The sequence below is a fragment of the Dactylosporangium aurantiacum genome, assembly GCF_000716715.1.
Taxonomy (GTDB): Bacteria; Actinomycetota; Actinomycetes; order Mycobacteriales; family Micromonosporaceae; genus Dactylosporangium; species Dactylosporangium aurantiacum.
Map to the genome: position 1 here is coordinate 451,161 of NZ_JNYJ01000001.1, position 14,578 is coordinate 465,738.

Consider the following 14,578-nt stretch of genomic DNA (forward strand, 5'->3'; position numbering starts at 1 on the left):
GCGCGACGGCAACGGGGCCGGCCCGGCTCAGCGCAGCATCATCCGCAGCGACGCCGCGAGGTCCGGGGCGCCCTCGCGGTTGTCGATCTCGTGGTGCGCGACGGCGGGCGGGCGGTCCGGGGGGATGGCGGCGAGGAAGTCGTCCCAGCGGTCCAGCTTCTGGCCGTCGCGGTGCGAGCCGCGGGCGAGCAGCCGGGCCCGCAGCGTCGCCGGGTCGGAGCGGACCCACACCAGGTGGACGGGTTCGCCGCCGAGGGCGGCCACGAAACCGGCCCAGCGGGCCGGGTCGGAGATCTGGCCGGTGAACGGCGCGGACAGCACCACCGGGCAGCCGCGGGAGCGGATCTCCCGGGCGGTGGCCGCCAGGCCGGCGTACTCGTGGGGTTTGATGTTCGCGTCGTACCAGACACCTTCGCGCTCGCCGGGGGAGCGGCCCGCGGAGGCGAGCGTGGCGGCGACGAAACCGCCGTAGACGGTGTCCTTGTCGAGCAGGGCGGGCGGCGGGTCGAGCAGGCCGATCAGCAGGTCGGCGACGGTCGACTTGCCCGCGCCGGGCGGTCCGGCGACCACCCACACCTCGCCGGGGTCCCTCACGCCACGAGCAGCTGGTTGGTGGCGAGCTCCCGGTACAGGTCGCTGGTCTCCAGCAGGTCGGCGTGCCGGCCGGTGGCGACGACCCGGCCGCCCTCCATGACCACGATCTGGTCCGCGTCCACGACGGTCGACAGGCGGTGCGCGACGACGATCATCGTCCGATTGTGCGCCACGGTGTCGATCGCCTGGCGCAACGCCACCTCGTTGCGCGCGTCGAGGTTGGAGGTCGGCTCGTCCAGCAGCAGGATCGGGGGTGCGGCGAGGAGGGTACGGGCGATCGCGAGCCGCTGCCGCTCACCGCCGGACAGCAGCACACCGCCCTCGCCGACCTGCGCGCCGAGGCCTTCTGGGGCGCGGTCGACGACGTCGGCGAGGTTGACCGCGTCGAGGACCTCCAGCATCTGGGCGTCGGTGGCGGCGGGCGCGGCCAGGCGCAGGTTGTCCCGCAGCGTGCCGGCGAGGACCGGGGCCTCCTGCTCGACGTAGCCGAGCTGGGCGCGCAGCACCTGCCGCGGCAGGTCCCGCACGTCGACGCCGGCGACCCGGACGGTGCCGTCGGTCACGTCGTAGAACCGCTCGACCAGCTGCAGCAGCGTGGACTTGCCCGCCCCGGAGGGGCCGACGAGGGCGGTGCGGGTGCCGTACGCCACGGCGAAGGACACGTCACGGACCACCGGCTGCGCCGCCCCCGCATAGGCGAACGTGACCCCGTCGAACGCGACGGCGACGGGGCCGGAGGTCACCGCGGCGGTGCCCGCGTCCTGTTCCGCGGGCACGTCGAGGATGTCGTGCATGCGCTGCAGCGCGCCGAGGCCCGTCTGCAGCTGCGTGTACGCGTGCAGGGCCTGACCGAGCGGCATGACCAGGAAGAACAGGTAGAGCACGAAGGCGACCAGGTCACCGACGGAGATGGTGCCGTTGGCGACCCGGGCGCCGCCGACGCCGAGCAGCAGCAGGAACGCGCCCTGGATCGCGGCGACGCTGGCCGGGCCGACGAGCGCCTGCAGCTTCGCGATGCGCACCCCCGCCCGGTACGCCTCCTCGGCGCCGGCCTCGACGGTCGCGGCCTCGCGCTGCTCGGCGTTGCTGGCCCGGATGGTGCGCGCGGCGGTCAGGGCACGCTCCACGGCGCTGGTCATGTCGCCGATGCGGGCCTGCGCCTCCTGCGACGCGGGCCGCACCCGGCGGGAGAACACCACCGCGATCGACAGGCCCAGCGCCAGGCCACCGCCGGCGGTGAGGAACAGCACCGGGTCCAGCAGCAGCATCGCGCCGGCCGCGCCGAGCACCATGACGGCGCCGGTGACGGTCTCGAACAGCCCGGACGTGACGACGGCCCGCAGCAGCGTGGTGTCCGCGCCGACCCGGGACAGCAGGTCGCCGGTGCGGCGCTGGTCGTACTCGGCGATCGGCAGCCGCAGCAGGTGCCGGGTCAGCCGCCGCCGGGCGGTGAGCACCAGCCCCTCGGCGGTGCGCTGCAGCAGGTAGTCGCGCAGCGCGTTGAGCAGGGCGACCGCGGCGAGGACCGTGACCAGCAGCGCGACGGTGCGCCCCACCGGCCGGGCCGCCTGCAGCCCGTCGAGGACGTCGCGGGTCAGCAGCGGCTGGGCGAGCGTGGTCAGCGACCCGAGCAGCGACAGCACGGCGACGACGCCGAGCGTGCCGCGGTGCTCGCGCAGGTACGGCAGCAGGGAACGCAGCGAGACAGGTTTCTCCTTCGCGGCCACGCCCCTGAGGCTAGCGCCGGTTCGCTGAGCGTCCCCTGAGCATGACCAGTGACGGGTGTCGCAGCGCCGCCGGCGTCACCCTCGGGTCGGCGGCGACGGCGACGAGGTCGGCCGGCGCGCCCTCCTCCAGCCCGGGGAAGCCCAGGTAACGCCGGGCGTCCCAGCAGGCGGCGCCGACCGCGGCGGCGGGCGGCAGGCCCGCGGCGACGAGGTGGCCGATCTCGGCGACGACGTCGCCGTGGCCGAGGGAGTCGGTGCCGGCCAGGACCGTCACCCCGGCCTCCCACGCCGCGACGGTCGCGGTGCGCAGGCTCGCCACGCCGCCGAGGAACCAGTCCTTGCGCGGCCCCTCCGGCTTCGTGCGCACCACGTCGACGTGCGGCAGGAACCCGGTCCACGTGGGGGTGACCGCCCCGCCCCGCGCGGCGAGGACGTCGAGCAGGTCCGGGGTGAGGAACCAGGCGTGCTCGATCGAGTCGACGCCGGCGAGGACGGCGTTGCGGGTGCCCTCCGCGGTCTGGCAGTGCGCGGCGACCCGCCCGCCGGCGGCGTGCACGGCGTCGCAGAGCTGCCGCAGCACCGGCTCCGGCGTCTTGGGCCGGTCGTGCTCCCAGTCGCCGTACGTCTTGCACCAGCCGTCGTTGGCGAGGGCCTGCGCGACCCCGGCCGCGGCCAGGTCCGCCGGCACGGTCTGCGGCTCGTCGAGGTCCTCCAGGCCCGCCCACGCCAGCCACGGCCCGGCGGTGACCAGGCGCGGCAGGTCCGGCCGGTCCCGCAGCGCCGCCGGGATCGGCTCGCGGTGCCCCGGCACCCGCAGCAGGGTGGTGCCGTCCGCCGCGTACGCGAGGGCCGCCGCCTCGAACAGCGCCGGGTCGAAGGCCATCGTGGCCGCGTCGTGGCCCAGGTGCGCGTGGGCGTCGACCAGCCCTGGGAGGATGAACCCGCCGTCGTGCACGGTCGTCGTGTCACCCGCGGGGCGGCGCAGGGTGATCCGGTCACCGAGGATCCAGATGTCGCGGACGTCACCCTCGGGCAGCACGGTGCCACGCAGGTGGAGGCTGCTCATCGGGCCACACTAGACTTGCGTGACTCGAATCAGATATGGGGTGCCTCGTTTGACCGTCCAGTCCGTCCGCCTCTTCGGCGACCCGGTGCTGCGCACGCCCGCCGACGAAGTCGTCGACTTCGACCGGGAGCTGCGCAAGCTGGTCAATGACCTGCTCGACACCATGCGCCAGCAGAACGGCACCGGCCTCGCCGCGCCGCAGATCGGCGTCGGGCTGCGCGTGTTCACCTTCGACGTCGACGACGTCGTCGGGCACCTGGTCAACCCGGTGCTCGAGTTCCCCGACGAGGAGGAGCAGGACGGCCCGGAGGGCTGCCTGTCGATCCCCGGGGTCTACGTGGACACCAAGCGCCGCCAGCACGTCGTGGCCAAGGGGTTCAACCAGCACGGCGACCCGGTCCAGATCGTCGGCGACGGGCTCATGGCGCGCTGCGCCCAGCACGAGACCGACCACCTCGACGGGGTCCTGTTCCTCGACCGGCTCGACGCCGACCGGCGCAAGCAGGCGATGAAGGAGATCCGCGCCGCCGAGTGGTACAACCCCGACGCCCCGCCGGTCGTGAAGGCCAGCCCGCACGGGCTGTTCGGCCGGTGAGGCTGGTCTTCGCCGGCACGCCCGCGGTGGCGGTGCCGGCGCTCGACGCGATCGCCGCCTCCTCCCACGAGCTCGTCGCGGTCGTCACCCGGCCCGACGCCCCGTCGGGCCGCGGCCGGCAGCTGGTGCCGTCGCCGGTGAGCGCCTGGGCGCAGGAGCGCGGCATCCCCGTGCTGACCCCCGCCCGGCCCCGGGAGCCGGAGTTCCTGGAGCGGCTGCGCGCCCTGGAGCCCGACTGTGCGCCGGTGGTCGCCTACGGCGCGCTGGTGCCCCGGGTCGCGCTGGACATCCCGCGGTACGGCTGGATCAACCTGCACTTCTCGCTGCTGCCCGCGTGGCGGGGCGCGGCACCCGTGCAGCACGCCGTGCTGCACGGCGACGACATGACCGGCGCCAGCGTGTTCCTGCTGGAGGAGGGCCTGGACACGGGGCCCGTGTTCGGCACCCTCACCGAGCCGGTCGGCGCCCGCGACACCTCCGGCGACCTGCTCGACCGGCTCGCCGTGTCCGGCGCCGGCCTGCTCGTGCAGGTTCTCGACGGCATCGAGGCGCACACCGTGGGGCCCGTGCCGCAGCCGCACGAGGGCGTCTCCACCGCCCCGAAGCTCACCGTCGACGACGCGCTCGTGCGCTGGGCCGACCCGGCGTTCGCGGTCGACCGGCGGGTCCGCGCCTGCACCCCCGCGCCCGGCGCGTGGACGACGCTGCGCGGCGACCGGCTGAAGCTCGGCCCGGTCACCCCCGTCACCGCGGCCTCCGTCATCGGTGGCGGCGCGGCCCTCGGCCCCGGCGTCGTCGCCGTCGAGCGCAACCGGGTCCTCGTCGGCACCGGCACCGTCCCGGTGGTGCTCGGCACCGTCACCGCGCCCGGCAAGAAGGCCATGCCGGCCGACGCGTGGGCGCGCGGCGCCCGCATCGAGTCCGGCGCCGTGCTCGGAGTCACCTCTTGAGATCACCCCGGCGCGGGCCCGGGCCGCGGCCCGCGGGCGCCCGCGACGACCGGCTCGTGCGCCCGCCGCGCGGCGGGCGGCCCGCGATCGACCCGGCCCGCGAGGCGGCCTACGAGGCCGTCGCCGCCGTGCACCGCGACGACGCTTACGCCAACCTGGTGCTGCCGCGGCTGCTGCGCGAGACCGGGGTCACCGGCCGCGACGCCGCGTTCGCGACCGAGCTGACCTACGGCACGCTGCGCCAGACCGGCACCCTGGACGCCATCGTCGCCGTGGCCGCCGACCGGGCCGTCGAGCGGATCGACCCGCCGGTCCGCGACGCGCTGCGCATCGGGGCGTACCAGCTGCTCAACATGCGCGTCGGGGCGCACGCGGCGGTCGCGACCACCGTCGACCTGGTCCGGTCGCTGGTGCCCGGCGCCGCCGGGTTCGCCAACGCCGTCCTGCGCCGCGTGGCGGAGTCCGACCGGGCGGCGTGGCTGGAGCGGCTCGCGCCCGCCGACCCGTACGAGCGCGCCGCCCTCGTCCACGCGCACCCGCAGTGGATCGTGCGGGCGTTCACCGACGCGCTCGGCTCCCTCGAGGAGGCCGAGCTGGCCCTCGACGCGGACAACCTCGCCCCGCCCGTGCACCTGTGCGCCCGGCCCGGCCTGCTCGACCCGGCGTCGTTCGCCGCGTCGCTGCCCGGCGCGGCCGCCGGGCGGTACTCGCCGTACGCCGTGGTGCTCTCCGGCGGCGGTGACCCGTCCGGCATCGCCGCCGTCCGCGACGGCCGCGCCCACGTGCAGGACGAGGGCAGCCAGCTGGTCGCCGCCGCTCTCGCCGCCGCCCCGCTCGACGGGCGCGACGAGCGCTGGCTCGACCTGTGCGCCGGCCCCGGCGGCAAGGCCGGGCTGCTCGGCGCGCTCGCCCGCACCCGCGACGCGCACGTCACCGCCGTCGAGGTCGCCCAGCACCGCGCCGAGCTGGTCGCCCGGGCCACCGAGGACCTGCCGGTCTACACCATCCGCGCCGACGGCCGTGACGTCGGCAAGGACGCCGACCTGCCCGAGGGCGGCTTCGACCGGGTCCTCGTCGACGCGCCGTGCACCGGCCTGGGCGCGCTGCGCCGCCGCCCCGAGGCCCGCTGGCGCCGCCAGCCGTCGGACCTGCCGCCGCTCACCCGCCTGCAGCGGGAGCTGCTGCAGGCCGCGTTCCGGGCGGTGCGCCCGGGCGGGGTGGTCGCCTACGTGACCTGCTCACCGCACCAGGCCGAGACCGAGGTGTCGGTGACGGAGGCGGCGCGCCGCTCCGCGGTGGACATGGACCTGCTCGACGCCCGCCCCTGCCTGCCGGCGTCGCTGCCGGACCTGGGCACGGGCCCGACGGTGCAGCTGTGGCCGCACCGGCACGGCACCGACGCGATGTTCCTCGCCCTGCTGCGCCGCGCCGCCTGACCCCGACGGTCCCGGTGGCCGCGGCCGGCCGGGACCGTCCGGGGATCAGGCGCCGGACCGTCCGGGATCCGGGCCGGGCAGGAGGGCGGCCACCGCCGCCCGGGAGCCGCACGCCGCGGCGATCAGCCGGTCCCGCTCGGCGACCCACGCGTCGCCGAGCGCCGCCCGGGTCGCCGGGTCCAGGGCGAGGGCGTCGTTGAGCAGGGTGCGCTCCTCCTCGTCCAGGTGGTGGTACAGCGCGTTGGCCAGCTTTCCCACGGCCCGGTCGAACGCGGGCGACGTCACGTCCGGCACGTCGAGCAGCGCGAGGAGCCGCCGGTGGCCGTCGAGGTGCTCGTCCTCGCCGTGCTCGACGTGGTCGCCGGCGCCGGTGAGCTCGCGCAGCTTCGGGTACACCTCGGACTCCTCGGCGGTGGCGTGCGCGACCAGCAGGCCGGCCAGCTCGTCGAGGGTGCGCCGGCGGTGCCCCGCCAGGTCGGGCCGGGACCGGTCGCGCAGCGCCCGCAGCAGCGTCTCGAAGCGGACGTGATCGGCGACGATCACATCGACGACATCAGCCATCCGCCGATTGTCCCCCATACCGCGCCGCAGCCGTACCGTCGCCTAGAGTCGAGCCGTGAGCAACACCGTGATCGCGCCGTCCATCCTCGCCGCCGACTTCGCCCGGCTCGCCGAGTCCGCCGCGGCGGTCGAGGGCAGCGCCGACTGGCTGCACGTCGACGTCATGGACTACCACTTCGTGCCGAACCTGACGATCGGCCTGCCGGTGGTGCGGAGCCTGCGCAAGGCGACGACCCTGCCGTTCGACTGCCACCTGATGATCGCCGACCCGGCGCGGTGGGCGACGCAGTACGCGGAGGCCGGCGCCTACAACGTCACGTTCCACGCGGAGGCGGCCACCGACCCGGCCGCGATCGCGAAGGACCTGCGGGCCGCGGGCAGCCGCGCCGGGCTCGCCATCGACCGCGACACGCCGGTCGAGGGCTACCTGGACCTGCTGCCGCACTTCGACCTGCTGCTCATCATGACGATCAAGGCCGGCTTCGGCGGGCAGGCGTTCATCCCCGAGCTGCTGGAGAAGGTCCGCACGGCCCGGCGGCACGTCGACACGGGCCACCTCGAGCTGCGCATTGAAGTTGACGGCGGGGTGGCCGAAGATACGATCGCGGCCTGCGCCGAGGCGGGTGCCGACACGTTCGTGGCGGGCACCGCCGTCTTCGGCGCCGACGACCCGGCCGCCGCGGTGCGCAGGCTCCGTGCCGTAGCGACGAGCTGAGGCAGGCGATGGGCGAGCCAGACACCATCCTCGTCGTCGACGACGACGTCGACATCGCCCGGTTCATCGAGGTCAACCTCAAGCTCGAGGGCTACCGGGTGCTGCTCGCCCACGACGGCGCGACCGCGCTGCAGCTCGTCGAGGAGCACATGCCGGCCCTCGCCGTCGTCGACTGGATGATGCCGCAGCTGGACGGCCTGGAGCTGACCCGGCGGCTGCGGGCCGACCCGATGACCGCGCCGATCCCGGTCATCCTGCTCACCGCCCGCGGCCAGACCGCCGACAAGGTCATCGGGCTGCAGGCCGGCGCCGACGACTACCTGGTCAAGCCGTTCGACACGCTGGAGCTGGTCGCGCGGGTCCGCTCCACGCTGCGGCGCAACCAGGAGAACCGCGAGGTGTCGCCGCTCACCGGCCTGCCCGGCAACAGCCGGATCCTGCGCGAGATCACCGACCGGGCCCGGGCCGGCGCCGACTACGCCGTCTCGCACGTCGACATCGACCGGTTCAAGGCGGTCAACGACGTGTACGGCTTCGCCCGCGGCGACGAGTTCATCACCGCGCTCGCCCGGGCGCTGCACCGCGCCGTCGTCGAGGTCGGGCTGCCGCCGGCGTTCCTCGGCCACATCGGCGGCGACGACTTCCTCGTCGTGTGCAGCCCGGAGCAGCTCAAGCCGCTGCACACGAAGGCGATCCTGGAGTTCCAGGCGGCCTCCGACGCCCTCTACGACCCGGCCGACGCCGAGCGCGGCTTCGTCGAGGTCGTCCAGCGCAACGGCGAGGTCCAGCAGGCCAACCTGGTCACCCTGTCGATCGGGGTGGCGATCGGGCAGACCGGCGCGACCGGCCAGCTGACCGACCCGCGGGAGGTCATCTCCATCGCGACCGACATGAAGTCGGTGGCCAAGAAGCACAACGGCAACTACGTGGCGGTCGACCGCCGCAGCGCCGTGCACCTGTGACGCACGTCCCTCGGTAAGGACCGGTCCGCCGGCCGCGTTCATGTGCAAGACTCGGGTTACGTACCCACCACGCGCTGGCGGGGCTCGGTGAAATTCCGAACCGGCGGTAAGCGGCACCACGCCGCGAGCCCGCGACCCGGTCGAAGCCGTCGACCGGTGGATCTGGTGTGAGTCCAGAGCCGACGGTCACAGTCCGGATGGGAGCTCAGCGCGCGGGATCCGGTGACCGTTGTGGCGGTCACCCCGGGGCCGGCCTGCGCGTCCGCGCGTTCCGGCACCGCCCGCAGCCGTCCCGTCAGCCCCCCGCGTGTGACCTGACCGCGCGGAGAGGGCCATGGACGCAGACGCCACGCACGAGCCGCACATGCGCCGCGCCGTGCGGCTGTCGCTGGCCGCCCTCGGCGAGACCAGCCCCAACCCCAACGTCGGCTGCGTGCTGGTGGCGCCGGACGGCACGGTCGTCGGCGAGGGGCGCACCGCACCCGCCGGCGGGCCGCACGCCGAGGTCAGGGCCCTCGCCGAGGCCGGCGAGCGGGCCCGGGGGGCCACCGCTTACGTCACCCTGGAGCCGTGCGACCACACCGGCCGCACCGGCCCCTGCACGCGGGCGCTCATCGCGGCCGGCGTGGCCCGGGTCGTCGTCGCCGTGCGCGACCCGAACCCGGTCGCCGCCGGGGGCCTGGACACGCTGCGCGCCGCCGGGATCGTGGTCGAGGAGGGCGTCCTGGCCGACGCCGCCCGCGCCGCCATGATCGGCTGGCTGACCGCGGTCGGCCGGGGCACGCCCTACGTGATCTGGAAGTTCGCCGCGACGCTCGACGGGCGCTCCGCCGCCGCCGACGGCACCAGCCAGTGGATCACCTCGCCCGAGGCGCGGGCCGACGTGCACCGCATCCGCGCCGGCGTCGACGCGGTCATCGCCGGCATCGGCACCGTCCTGGCCGACGACCCGCACCTGACCGTGCGCACCGCCGACGGCCCCGCCGCCCGCCAGCCGCTGCGGGTCGTCGTCGACGGCGCCGGCCGCATCCCGGCCGGGGCCAACGTGCTCGACGGGGCCGCGCCGACCTGGGTCGCCACCGCACCGGACGGCGGCCGGGTCGACCTGAGCGGCATGCTGCGGCACCTGTACGACCAGGGCGTCCGCACGGCGCTGCTGGAAGGCGGCCCGACGCTCGCCGGGGCGTTCCTCGCCGAGGGCCTCGTCGACCGGGTCGTGGCCTACCTCGCCCCGAAGCTGCTCGGCGCCGGCCCGGCCGCGCTCGGCGCCGCGGGAATTTCCACCATCGCCGAAGCATTGACGCTCGACGTTGTCGACCTCGCCATGGTCGGGCCCGACGTGCGCCTGACGGCAACAGTGAAAGGTGCGTGACCCAGTGTTCACCGGCATCATCGAAGAGCTCGGCACGGTCGTGGGCATCGACCGGCTCGGCGACTCCGCACGGCTGTCGATCCGCGGCGCGACCGTCACCTCCGACGCCGCGCACGGCGACTCCATCAGCGTCAACGGCGTCTGCCTCACCGTCGTGGACAACGCCGACGGGGTCTTCACCGCCGACGTGATGGGTGAGTCGCTGGACCGCTCCACCCTGGGCGGGCTCACCGCCGGCTCCGCGGTCAACCTGGAGCGCGCCGCGACCATGGCCACCCGCCTCGGCGGCCACATCGTGCAGGGCCACGTCGACGGGGTCGGCGCGGTGCTGTCCCGCGAGCCCGGCGACCAGTGGGAGACCGTCACGTTCTCGCTGCCGCCGCAGCTGTCCCGCTACGTCGTGGAGAAGGGCTCCATCACCGTCGACGGGATCTCGCTGACCGTCACCGCGGTCACCGACGACACGTTCTCGGTCGGGCTCATCCCGACCACGCTCAAGCTCACCACCCTCGGCGCCAAGGGCGTCGGCGAGCAGGTCAACCTGGAGGTCGACATCATGGCCAAGTACGTGGAGAAGCTGCTCGCCAAGGGCGGCAAGTGATGGGCGCCCCGGTCACGGGCCTCGACTCGATCGAGCGCGCCGTCAAGGACATGGCCGCCGGCAAGGCCGTCATCGTCGTGGACGACGAGGACCGCGAGAACGAGGGCGACCTCATCTTCGCCGCCGAGCACGCCACCCCCGAGCTCGTCGCGTTCATGGTCCGCTACACGTCCGGCTACATCTGCGTGCCGATCACGGAGGCCGAGGCCGACCGGCTCGACCTGCCGCCGATGTACCGCACCAACCAGGACCGGCGCGGCACCGCGTACACCGTGACCGTCGACGCCCGCTTCGGCGGCACCACCGGCATCTCCGCCGCCGACCGGGCCCGCACGATCCGGCTGCTGTCCTCGGCCGACACCAAGCCGACCGACCTGTCGCGGCCCGGGCACATCGTGCCGCTGCGGGCCAAGGACGGCGGGGTGCTGCGCCGCGCCGGGCACACCGAGGCCGCCGTCGACCTGGCCACCCTGGCCGGGCTGCGCCCCGCCGGCGTGCTGTGCGAGATGGTCAACGACGACGGCACCATGATGCGCCTGCCCGACCTGCGGGCGTTCGCCGCGCAGCACGACCTGGCCCTGATCAGCATCGCGGACCTCATCGCCTACCGGCGGCACACCGAGAAGCAGATCGAGCGGGTCGTGGAGACCCGCCTGCCGACCGAGCACGGCGTGTTCCGGGCCGTGGGCTACACCACCCACTTCGACGACGGCGAGCACATCGCCCTCGTCTACGGCGACCTCGACGACGGCGAGGACGTCCTCGTGCGGGTCCACTCCGAGTGCCTCACCGGCGACGTGTTCGCCTCGGTGCGCTGCGACTGCGGCCCGCAGCTGCACGCGTCCATGAAGATGGTCGCCGCCGAGGGCCGCGGGGTGGTGCTCTACATGCGCGGGCACGAGGGGCGCGGCATCGGCCTGATGCACAAGCTGCAGGCGTACCAGCTGCAGGACCTCGGCCGGGACACCGTCGACGCCAACCTCGACCTGGGCCTGCCCGCCGACGCGCGCGACTACGGCACCGGCGCGCAGATCCTCGTGGACCTGGGCATCAAGACGATGCGCCTGTTGACCAACAACCCGGCCAAACGCGCGGGTCTGGAGGGGTACGGTCTTTCCGTGCTGGGTCGGGTGCCCCTGCCGACCCGGCCGCACCCGGAGAACGTGCGCTACCTGCGCACCAAGCGGGACCGCATGGGGCACCTGCTGGACGAGCTGGACGAGGTCGCGGAAGGACTTGCGTAATGGCTGGTAGTGGAGCACCCGTCCTGCAGCGGGTGGACGGCACCGGTTTGACCCTCGGCATCGTCGCCACCCGGTGGCACGCCGAGCTGGTCGACCACATGCTCGACCGGGCGATCGAGGCCGGCGAGGCGTCGAACGTCGACCACATCACCGTCGCCCGCGTCGACGGCGCGGTCGAGCTGCCGGTCCTCGCGCAGGCCCTCGCGCACCGCTTCGACGCCGTGGTCGCCCTCGGCGTCGTGGTCCGTGGCGACACGGCGCACTTCGACTACGTCTGCCAGTCGGTCACCGACGGGCTGACCCGGGTCGCCCTGGACGAGTCGACCCCCGTCGCGCACGGCGTGCTGACGGTCGACAACCTCGACCAGGCCCGCGCCCGGGCGGGGCTGCCGGGCTCACCGGAGGACAAGGGCTACTCGGCGACCCTCGCCGCCCTCGACGCCGCCCACGCGCTGCGGCTGGTCGCCAAGTCCTGACCGGCGCGCCGGACGTGCGACCGGCCCCGGTCACCGCGGTGGCCGGGGCCGGGTCGCGGCTCAGACCTCCAGGACCGCGGCCAGCTCGTCGCGGAACGCCCGCTCGGCCGGGGTGACCAGCTCGCCGCCGAAGCCGAGCACGTCGCCGGACTTCGCGGCGCTGACGACCTGGTCGGCGAGGGTGACCAGCCAGTAGCGGTAGGACTCGGCGTCCGCCGCCGAGGCCTTCGCGGCCAGCAGCTCGTGCGCGGCCCTGGCCCGGTCGATGACGTCGGCGAGGCCGGCGGCCCGGTCGGGGAACTCGATGACCGGCGGCTCCTCGCCCTCCTCGATGTCGCCCTGCCGCGCCACCACGTCGGTGGCGACCGTGCGGACCAGGTCGCTGGCGGAGCCGCGGCCGTCGGCGATGGCGGTCATGCCGGCCGTCCACTCCTCGCGGGTGCGGCGGGCACCGTCCTGCTCGGCCTGGGACGCGGCGATCAGCACGGACTGCGGCAGGCCCACCAGGAGCCCCCACTCTTCGTCGGTGTACTTCGGCACGGTTTCCACCGGCCCAGGGTATCCAGGGCGGGCGCGGTTCGCCTTTCGGGTGACAGCGGTCAACCTACGGACGGGTCCGCGCGTCGTACGTGCGTGACGGCCGACGTGGGGACCACGCCATGGGACGGTAGGGCGGTGCTGGCGGAGCCCTCCCGGGACGACGCGCGCGGCTGGGACGCCGACGACGCGGTGACGGCGCTGTTCTCCGCGCACTACCGGGGGCTGGTGCGCCTGGCGGTGCTGCTGTTGCACGACGAGCCGGCCGCCGAGGACGTGGTGCAGGACGCGTACGTGGCGCTGCACCGCCGCTGGTGGCGCCTGCGCGACGCCGACAAGGCCCTCGCCTACCTGCGCACCAGCGTGGTGAACGGCTCCCGGTCCGCGCTGCGACGCCGCGGGGTCGCCGACCGGTACGTCGCTGCCCGGCGGGTCGCCGACGAGCCGACGATGGCCAGCGCCGAGACCGGGGCCCTGGCGCTGCTGCGGCACCGGGAGGTCCTGGAGGCCGTCCGCCGGCTGCCGGCGCGGCAACGGGAGGCGATCGTGCTGCGGTACTACGGCGAGCTGTCCGAGGCGGAGATCGCCGACGCGATGGGCGTCAGCAAGGGCTCGGTGAAGAGCCACGCCTCGCGGGGCATGGCCGCCCTGCGGGAGAGTCTGGAGCTGGCCCCATGAGGATGTCACCGGAGGACCGGCTGCGCTCGGCGCTGCGCGCCCAGGTCGACACGGTCGAGGTGGCGCCCGACGCGCTGCCCCGCATCCGGGGCCGCATCCAGCGGCAGCGCCGGGGCGGGTGGGCGGTCCTCGCCGCCGCCGCGGCGGTCGCGGCCGTCATCGCCCTCGCCGTCGTGGTGTTCGTGCCGGACCGGGTGCCGCCGCCGGACGGCCCCGCGGGACGGGGACCGGCCGCGTCGGCGACCCGGGAGCCGGCCGGACCGCCCGGGTCGTCAGGGCCGGCCACCACGGCGGTGCCGGACGAGCCCGCGCGGGTGCAGCTGCCGGTGTACTACGCCCGCAACGACCGGCTGGTCCGCGAGTTCCACGACCTGACGCTCCCCGTCGACGACGACGCGCACCGCATCGCCGCCGCGGTCGGGGAGGCGCTGCGGGCCGGCTCCGCCGCCGACCCCGACTACGAGTCGCTGTGGCCGGACGCGGTGAGCGTGCGCGGCGTCACCGTCGACGGCCGGGTCGTGACCGTCGACCTCGCCGACGTCGGCGGGGCGCCGCGGGCCGCGACGCCCGCGCTCGCCGTGCAGCAGCTCGTGTCGACGGTCGCCGCGGCGGCCACGTACACGTCGGTGAAGCGCGTCGACGGGGTGCGGATCACGGTCGGCGGCGCGCCCGTGGCGAAGCTGTGGGGCGCGGTCGACACCAGCCGGCCGGTGCGGCAGGCGCCGCCGTCGGAGATCTACGCCCCCGTGTGGGTGATCGACCCGCAGCACGGGCAGGTGGTCGGCAAGGCGTTCACGGTGCACCTGGCCGGGATCGTGTTCGAGGGCACGGTGCGGCTGCGGGTGCGCGGCACCGGCGGGGTGGTCGTGGTCGAGCAGGTCGTGCAGCTGTCGGCGGGCGCGCCGGCGGTCGGCGAGGCGCGGGTGCCGCTCACGCTGCCGCCCGGCCGGTACACGGTGGAGGCGTTCTACCTCTCCGCCGCCGACGGCAGCGTCCAGGCGGTGGACGACCACGAGTTCAGCGTCGGCTGAGCGTCGCGGAGGCGCCCGGGTGAGGCAGGACAC

General features: G+C 75.1%; 16 protein-coding genes and 1 riboswitch. Of the genes, 11 read left to right on the forward strand and 5 right to left on the reverse strand.

Annotation, left to right across the window (positions count from 1 at the left end):
- Positions 1-27: 27 nt before the first annotated feature.
- Genes OP18_RS02040 through OP18_RS02050 form a run of 3 tightly spaced genes read right to left on the reverse strand, consistent with a single transcriptional unit; the run spans position 28 to position 3,387 of the window.
- A complete protein-coding gene (locus OP18_RS02040) occupies positions 28-594 on the reverse strand; it encodes a P-loop nucleotide/nucleoside kinase family protein (protein WP_033356847.1) in 567 nt (188 codons plus the stop codon).
- On the reverse strand, positions 591-2,321 hold the full coding sequence (locus OP18_RS02045; RefSeq protein WP_033356848.1) for an ABC transporter ATP-binding protein: 1,731 nt from the start codon (positions 2,319-2,321) through the stop codon (positions 591-593). Before OP18_RS02045 ends, OP18_RS02040 begins: the two co-directional genes overlap by 4 nt.
- 10 nt (positions 2,322-2,331) lie before the next feature.
- Entirely contained in the window at positions 2,332-3,387 is a 1,056-nt protein-coding gene (locus tag OP18_RS02050) for an amidohydrolase family protein (protein ID WP_033356849.1), read from the reverse strand.
- A 49-nt stretch (positions 3,388-3,436) separates the two neighbouring features.
- Between OP18_RS02050 and def the strand changes: the two genes are divergently transcribed.
- From def to OP18_RS02065, 3 genes are read left to right on the forward strand one after another with little or no spacing between them, the layout of a single operon-like run.
- Positions 3,437-3,982: a peptide deformylase gene (gene def / locus OP18_RS02055; RefSeq protein WP_033356850.1), complete on the forward strand. Its 546-nt coding sequence runs from the start codon at positions 3,437-3,439 to the stop codon at positions 3,980-3,982.
- Positions 3,979-4,932 (forward strand): methionyl-tRNA formyltransferase, encoded by a 954-nt coding sequence (gene fmt / locus OP18_RS02060; RefSeq protein ID WP_033356851.1) that lies wholly within the window; start codon positions 3,979-3,981, stop codon positions 4,930-4,932. The genes def and fmt overlap by 4 nt, the downstream gene beginning before the upstream one ends.
- Positions 4,878-6,368, forward strand: coding sequence for an RsmB/NOP family class I SAM-dependent RNA methyltransferase (locus OP18_RS02065; RefSeq protein ID WP_389249482.1), 1,491 nt, complete (start codon positions 4,878-4,880; stop codon positions 6,366-6,368). The genes fmt and OP18_RS02065 overlap by 55 nt, the downstream gene beginning before the upstream one ends.
- 45 nt (positions 6,369-6,413) lie before the next feature.
- Here the strand turns inward: OP18_RS02065 and OP18_RS02070 are convergent, their stop codons facing one another.
- Entirely contained in the window at positions 6,414-6,929 is a 516-nt protein-coding gene (locus tag OP18_RS02070) for a hemerythrin domain-containing protein (protein WP_033356852.1), read from the reverse strand.
- A 55-nt stretch (positions 6,930-6,984) separates the two neighbouring features.
- Here OP18_RS02070 and rpe point away from each other — a divergent pair, with 55 nt between their 5' ends.
- The 6 genes from rpe to ribH all read left to right on the forward strand — a co-directional run bounded on the left by rpe (position 6,985) and on the right by ribH (position 12,299).
- A complete protein-coding gene (rpe, locus tag OP18_RS02075; RefSeq protein ID WP_033356853.1) occupies positions 6,985-7,644 on the forward strand; it encodes a ribulose-phosphate 3-epimerase in 660 nt (219 codons plus the stop codon).
- A gap of 8 nt (positions 7,645-7,652) precedes the next feature.
- On the forward strand, positions 7,653-8,606 hold the full coding sequence (locus tag OP18_RS02080; RefSeq protein ID WP_033356854.1) for a GGDEF domain-containing response regulator: 954 nt from the start codon (positions 7,653-7,655) through the stop codon (positions 8,604-8,606).
- Positions 8,607-8,675: 69 nt separating this feature from the next.
- A riboswitch (FMN riboswitch) is annotated at positions 8,676-8,820 on the forward strand.
- A gap of 120 nt (positions 8,821-8,940) precedes the next feature.
- On the forward strand, positions 8,941-9,978 hold the full coding sequence (gene ribD / locus OP18_RS02085; RefSeq protein ID WP_033356855.1) for a bifunctional diaminohydroxyphosphoribosylaminopyrimidine deaminase/5-amino-6-(5-phosphoribosylamino)uracil reductase RibD: 1,038 nt from the start codon (positions 8,941-8,943) through the stop codon (positions 9,976-9,978).
- 4 nt (positions 9,979-9,982) lie between these two features.
- Positions 9,983-10,579, forward strand: coding sequence for a riboflavin synthase (locus tag OP18_RS02090; RefSeq protein WP_033356856.1), 597 nt, complete (start codon positions 9,983-9,985; stop codon positions 10,577-10,579).
- Positions 10,579-11,823 carry a bifunctional 3,4-dihydroxy-2-butanone-4-phosphate synthase/GTP cyclohydrolase II gene (locus OP18_RS02095; protein WP_033356857.1) on the forward strand — a complete coding sequence of 415 codons (1,245 nt, stop codon included), beginning with the start codon at positions 10,579-10,581 and terminating at the stop codon, positions 11,821-11,823. Before OP18_RS02090 ends, OP18_RS02095 begins: the two co-directional genes overlap by 1 nt.
- Positions 11,823-12,299: a 6,7-dimethyl-8-ribityllumazine synthase gene (gene ribH, locus OP18_RS02100; protein WP_033356858.1), complete on the forward strand. Its 477-nt coding sequence runs from the start codon at positions 11,823-11,825 to the stop codon at positions 12,297-12,299. Before OP18_RS02095 ends, ribH begins: the two co-directional genes overlap by 1 nt.
- 60 nt (positions 12,300-12,359) lie before the next feature.
- Here the strand turns inward: ribH and OP18_RS02105 are convergent, their stop codons facing one another.
- Positions 12,360-12,848 (reverse strand): hypothetical protein, encoded by a 489-nt coding sequence (locus tag OP18_RS02105; RefSeq protein WP_033356859.1) that lies wholly within the window; start codon positions 12,846-12,848, stop codon positions 12,360-12,362.
- 126 nt (positions 12,849-12,974) lie between these two features.
- On the opposite strand from OP18_RS02105, the gene OP18_RS02110 reads away from it, so the two are divergent.
- Positions 12,975-13,514 carry a SigE family RNA polymerase sigma factor gene (locus OP18_RS02110; protein ID WP_052386080.1) on the forward strand — a complete coding sequence of 180 codons (540 nt, stop codon included), beginning with the start codon at positions 12,975-12,977 and terminating at the stop codon, positions 13,512-13,514.
- Complete coding sequence (locus OP18_RS02115; protein WP_156089234.1) at positions 13,511-14,545, forward strand: Gmad2 immunoglobulin-like domain-containing protein; 1,035 nt, start codon at positions 13,511-13,513, stop codon at positions 14,543-14,545. The genes OP18_RS02110 and OP18_RS02115 overlap by 4 nt, the downstream gene beginning before the upstream one ends.
- Positions 14,546-14,578: the final 33 nt, after the last annotated feature.

Excerpts from the sequence above, each read along its gene's own strand:
- OP18_RS02115 (WP_156089234.1), top strand. The coding sequence starts at position 13,511 with ATGAGGATGTCACCGGAGGACCGGCTGCGCTCGGCGCTGCGCGCCCAG.
- OP18_RS02080 (WP_033356854.1), top strand. The coding sequence starts at position 7,653 with ATGGGCGAGCCAGACACCATCCTCGTCGTCGACGACGACGTCGACATC.
- OP18_RS02050 (WP_033356849.1), bottom strand. The coding sequence starts at position 3,387 with ATGAGCAGCCTCCACCTGCGTGGCACCGTGCTGCCCGAGGGTGACGTC.
- OP18_RS02095 (WP_033356857.1), top strand. The coding sequence starts at position 10,579 with ATGGGCGCCCCGGTCACGGGCCTCGACTCGATCGAGCGCGCCGTCAAG.
- ribD (WP_033356855.1), top strand. The coding sequence starts at position 8,941 with ATGGACGCAGACGCCACGCACGAGCCGCACATGCGCCGCGCCGTGCGG.
- ribH (WP_033356858.1), top strand. The coding sequence starts at position 11,823 with ATGGCTGGTAGTGGAGCACCCGTCCTGCAGCGGGTGGACGGCACCGGT.
- OP18_RS02070 (WP_033356852.1), bottom strand. The coding sequence starts at position 6,929 with ATGGCTGATGTCGTCGATGTGATCGTCGCCGATCACGTCCGCTTCGAG.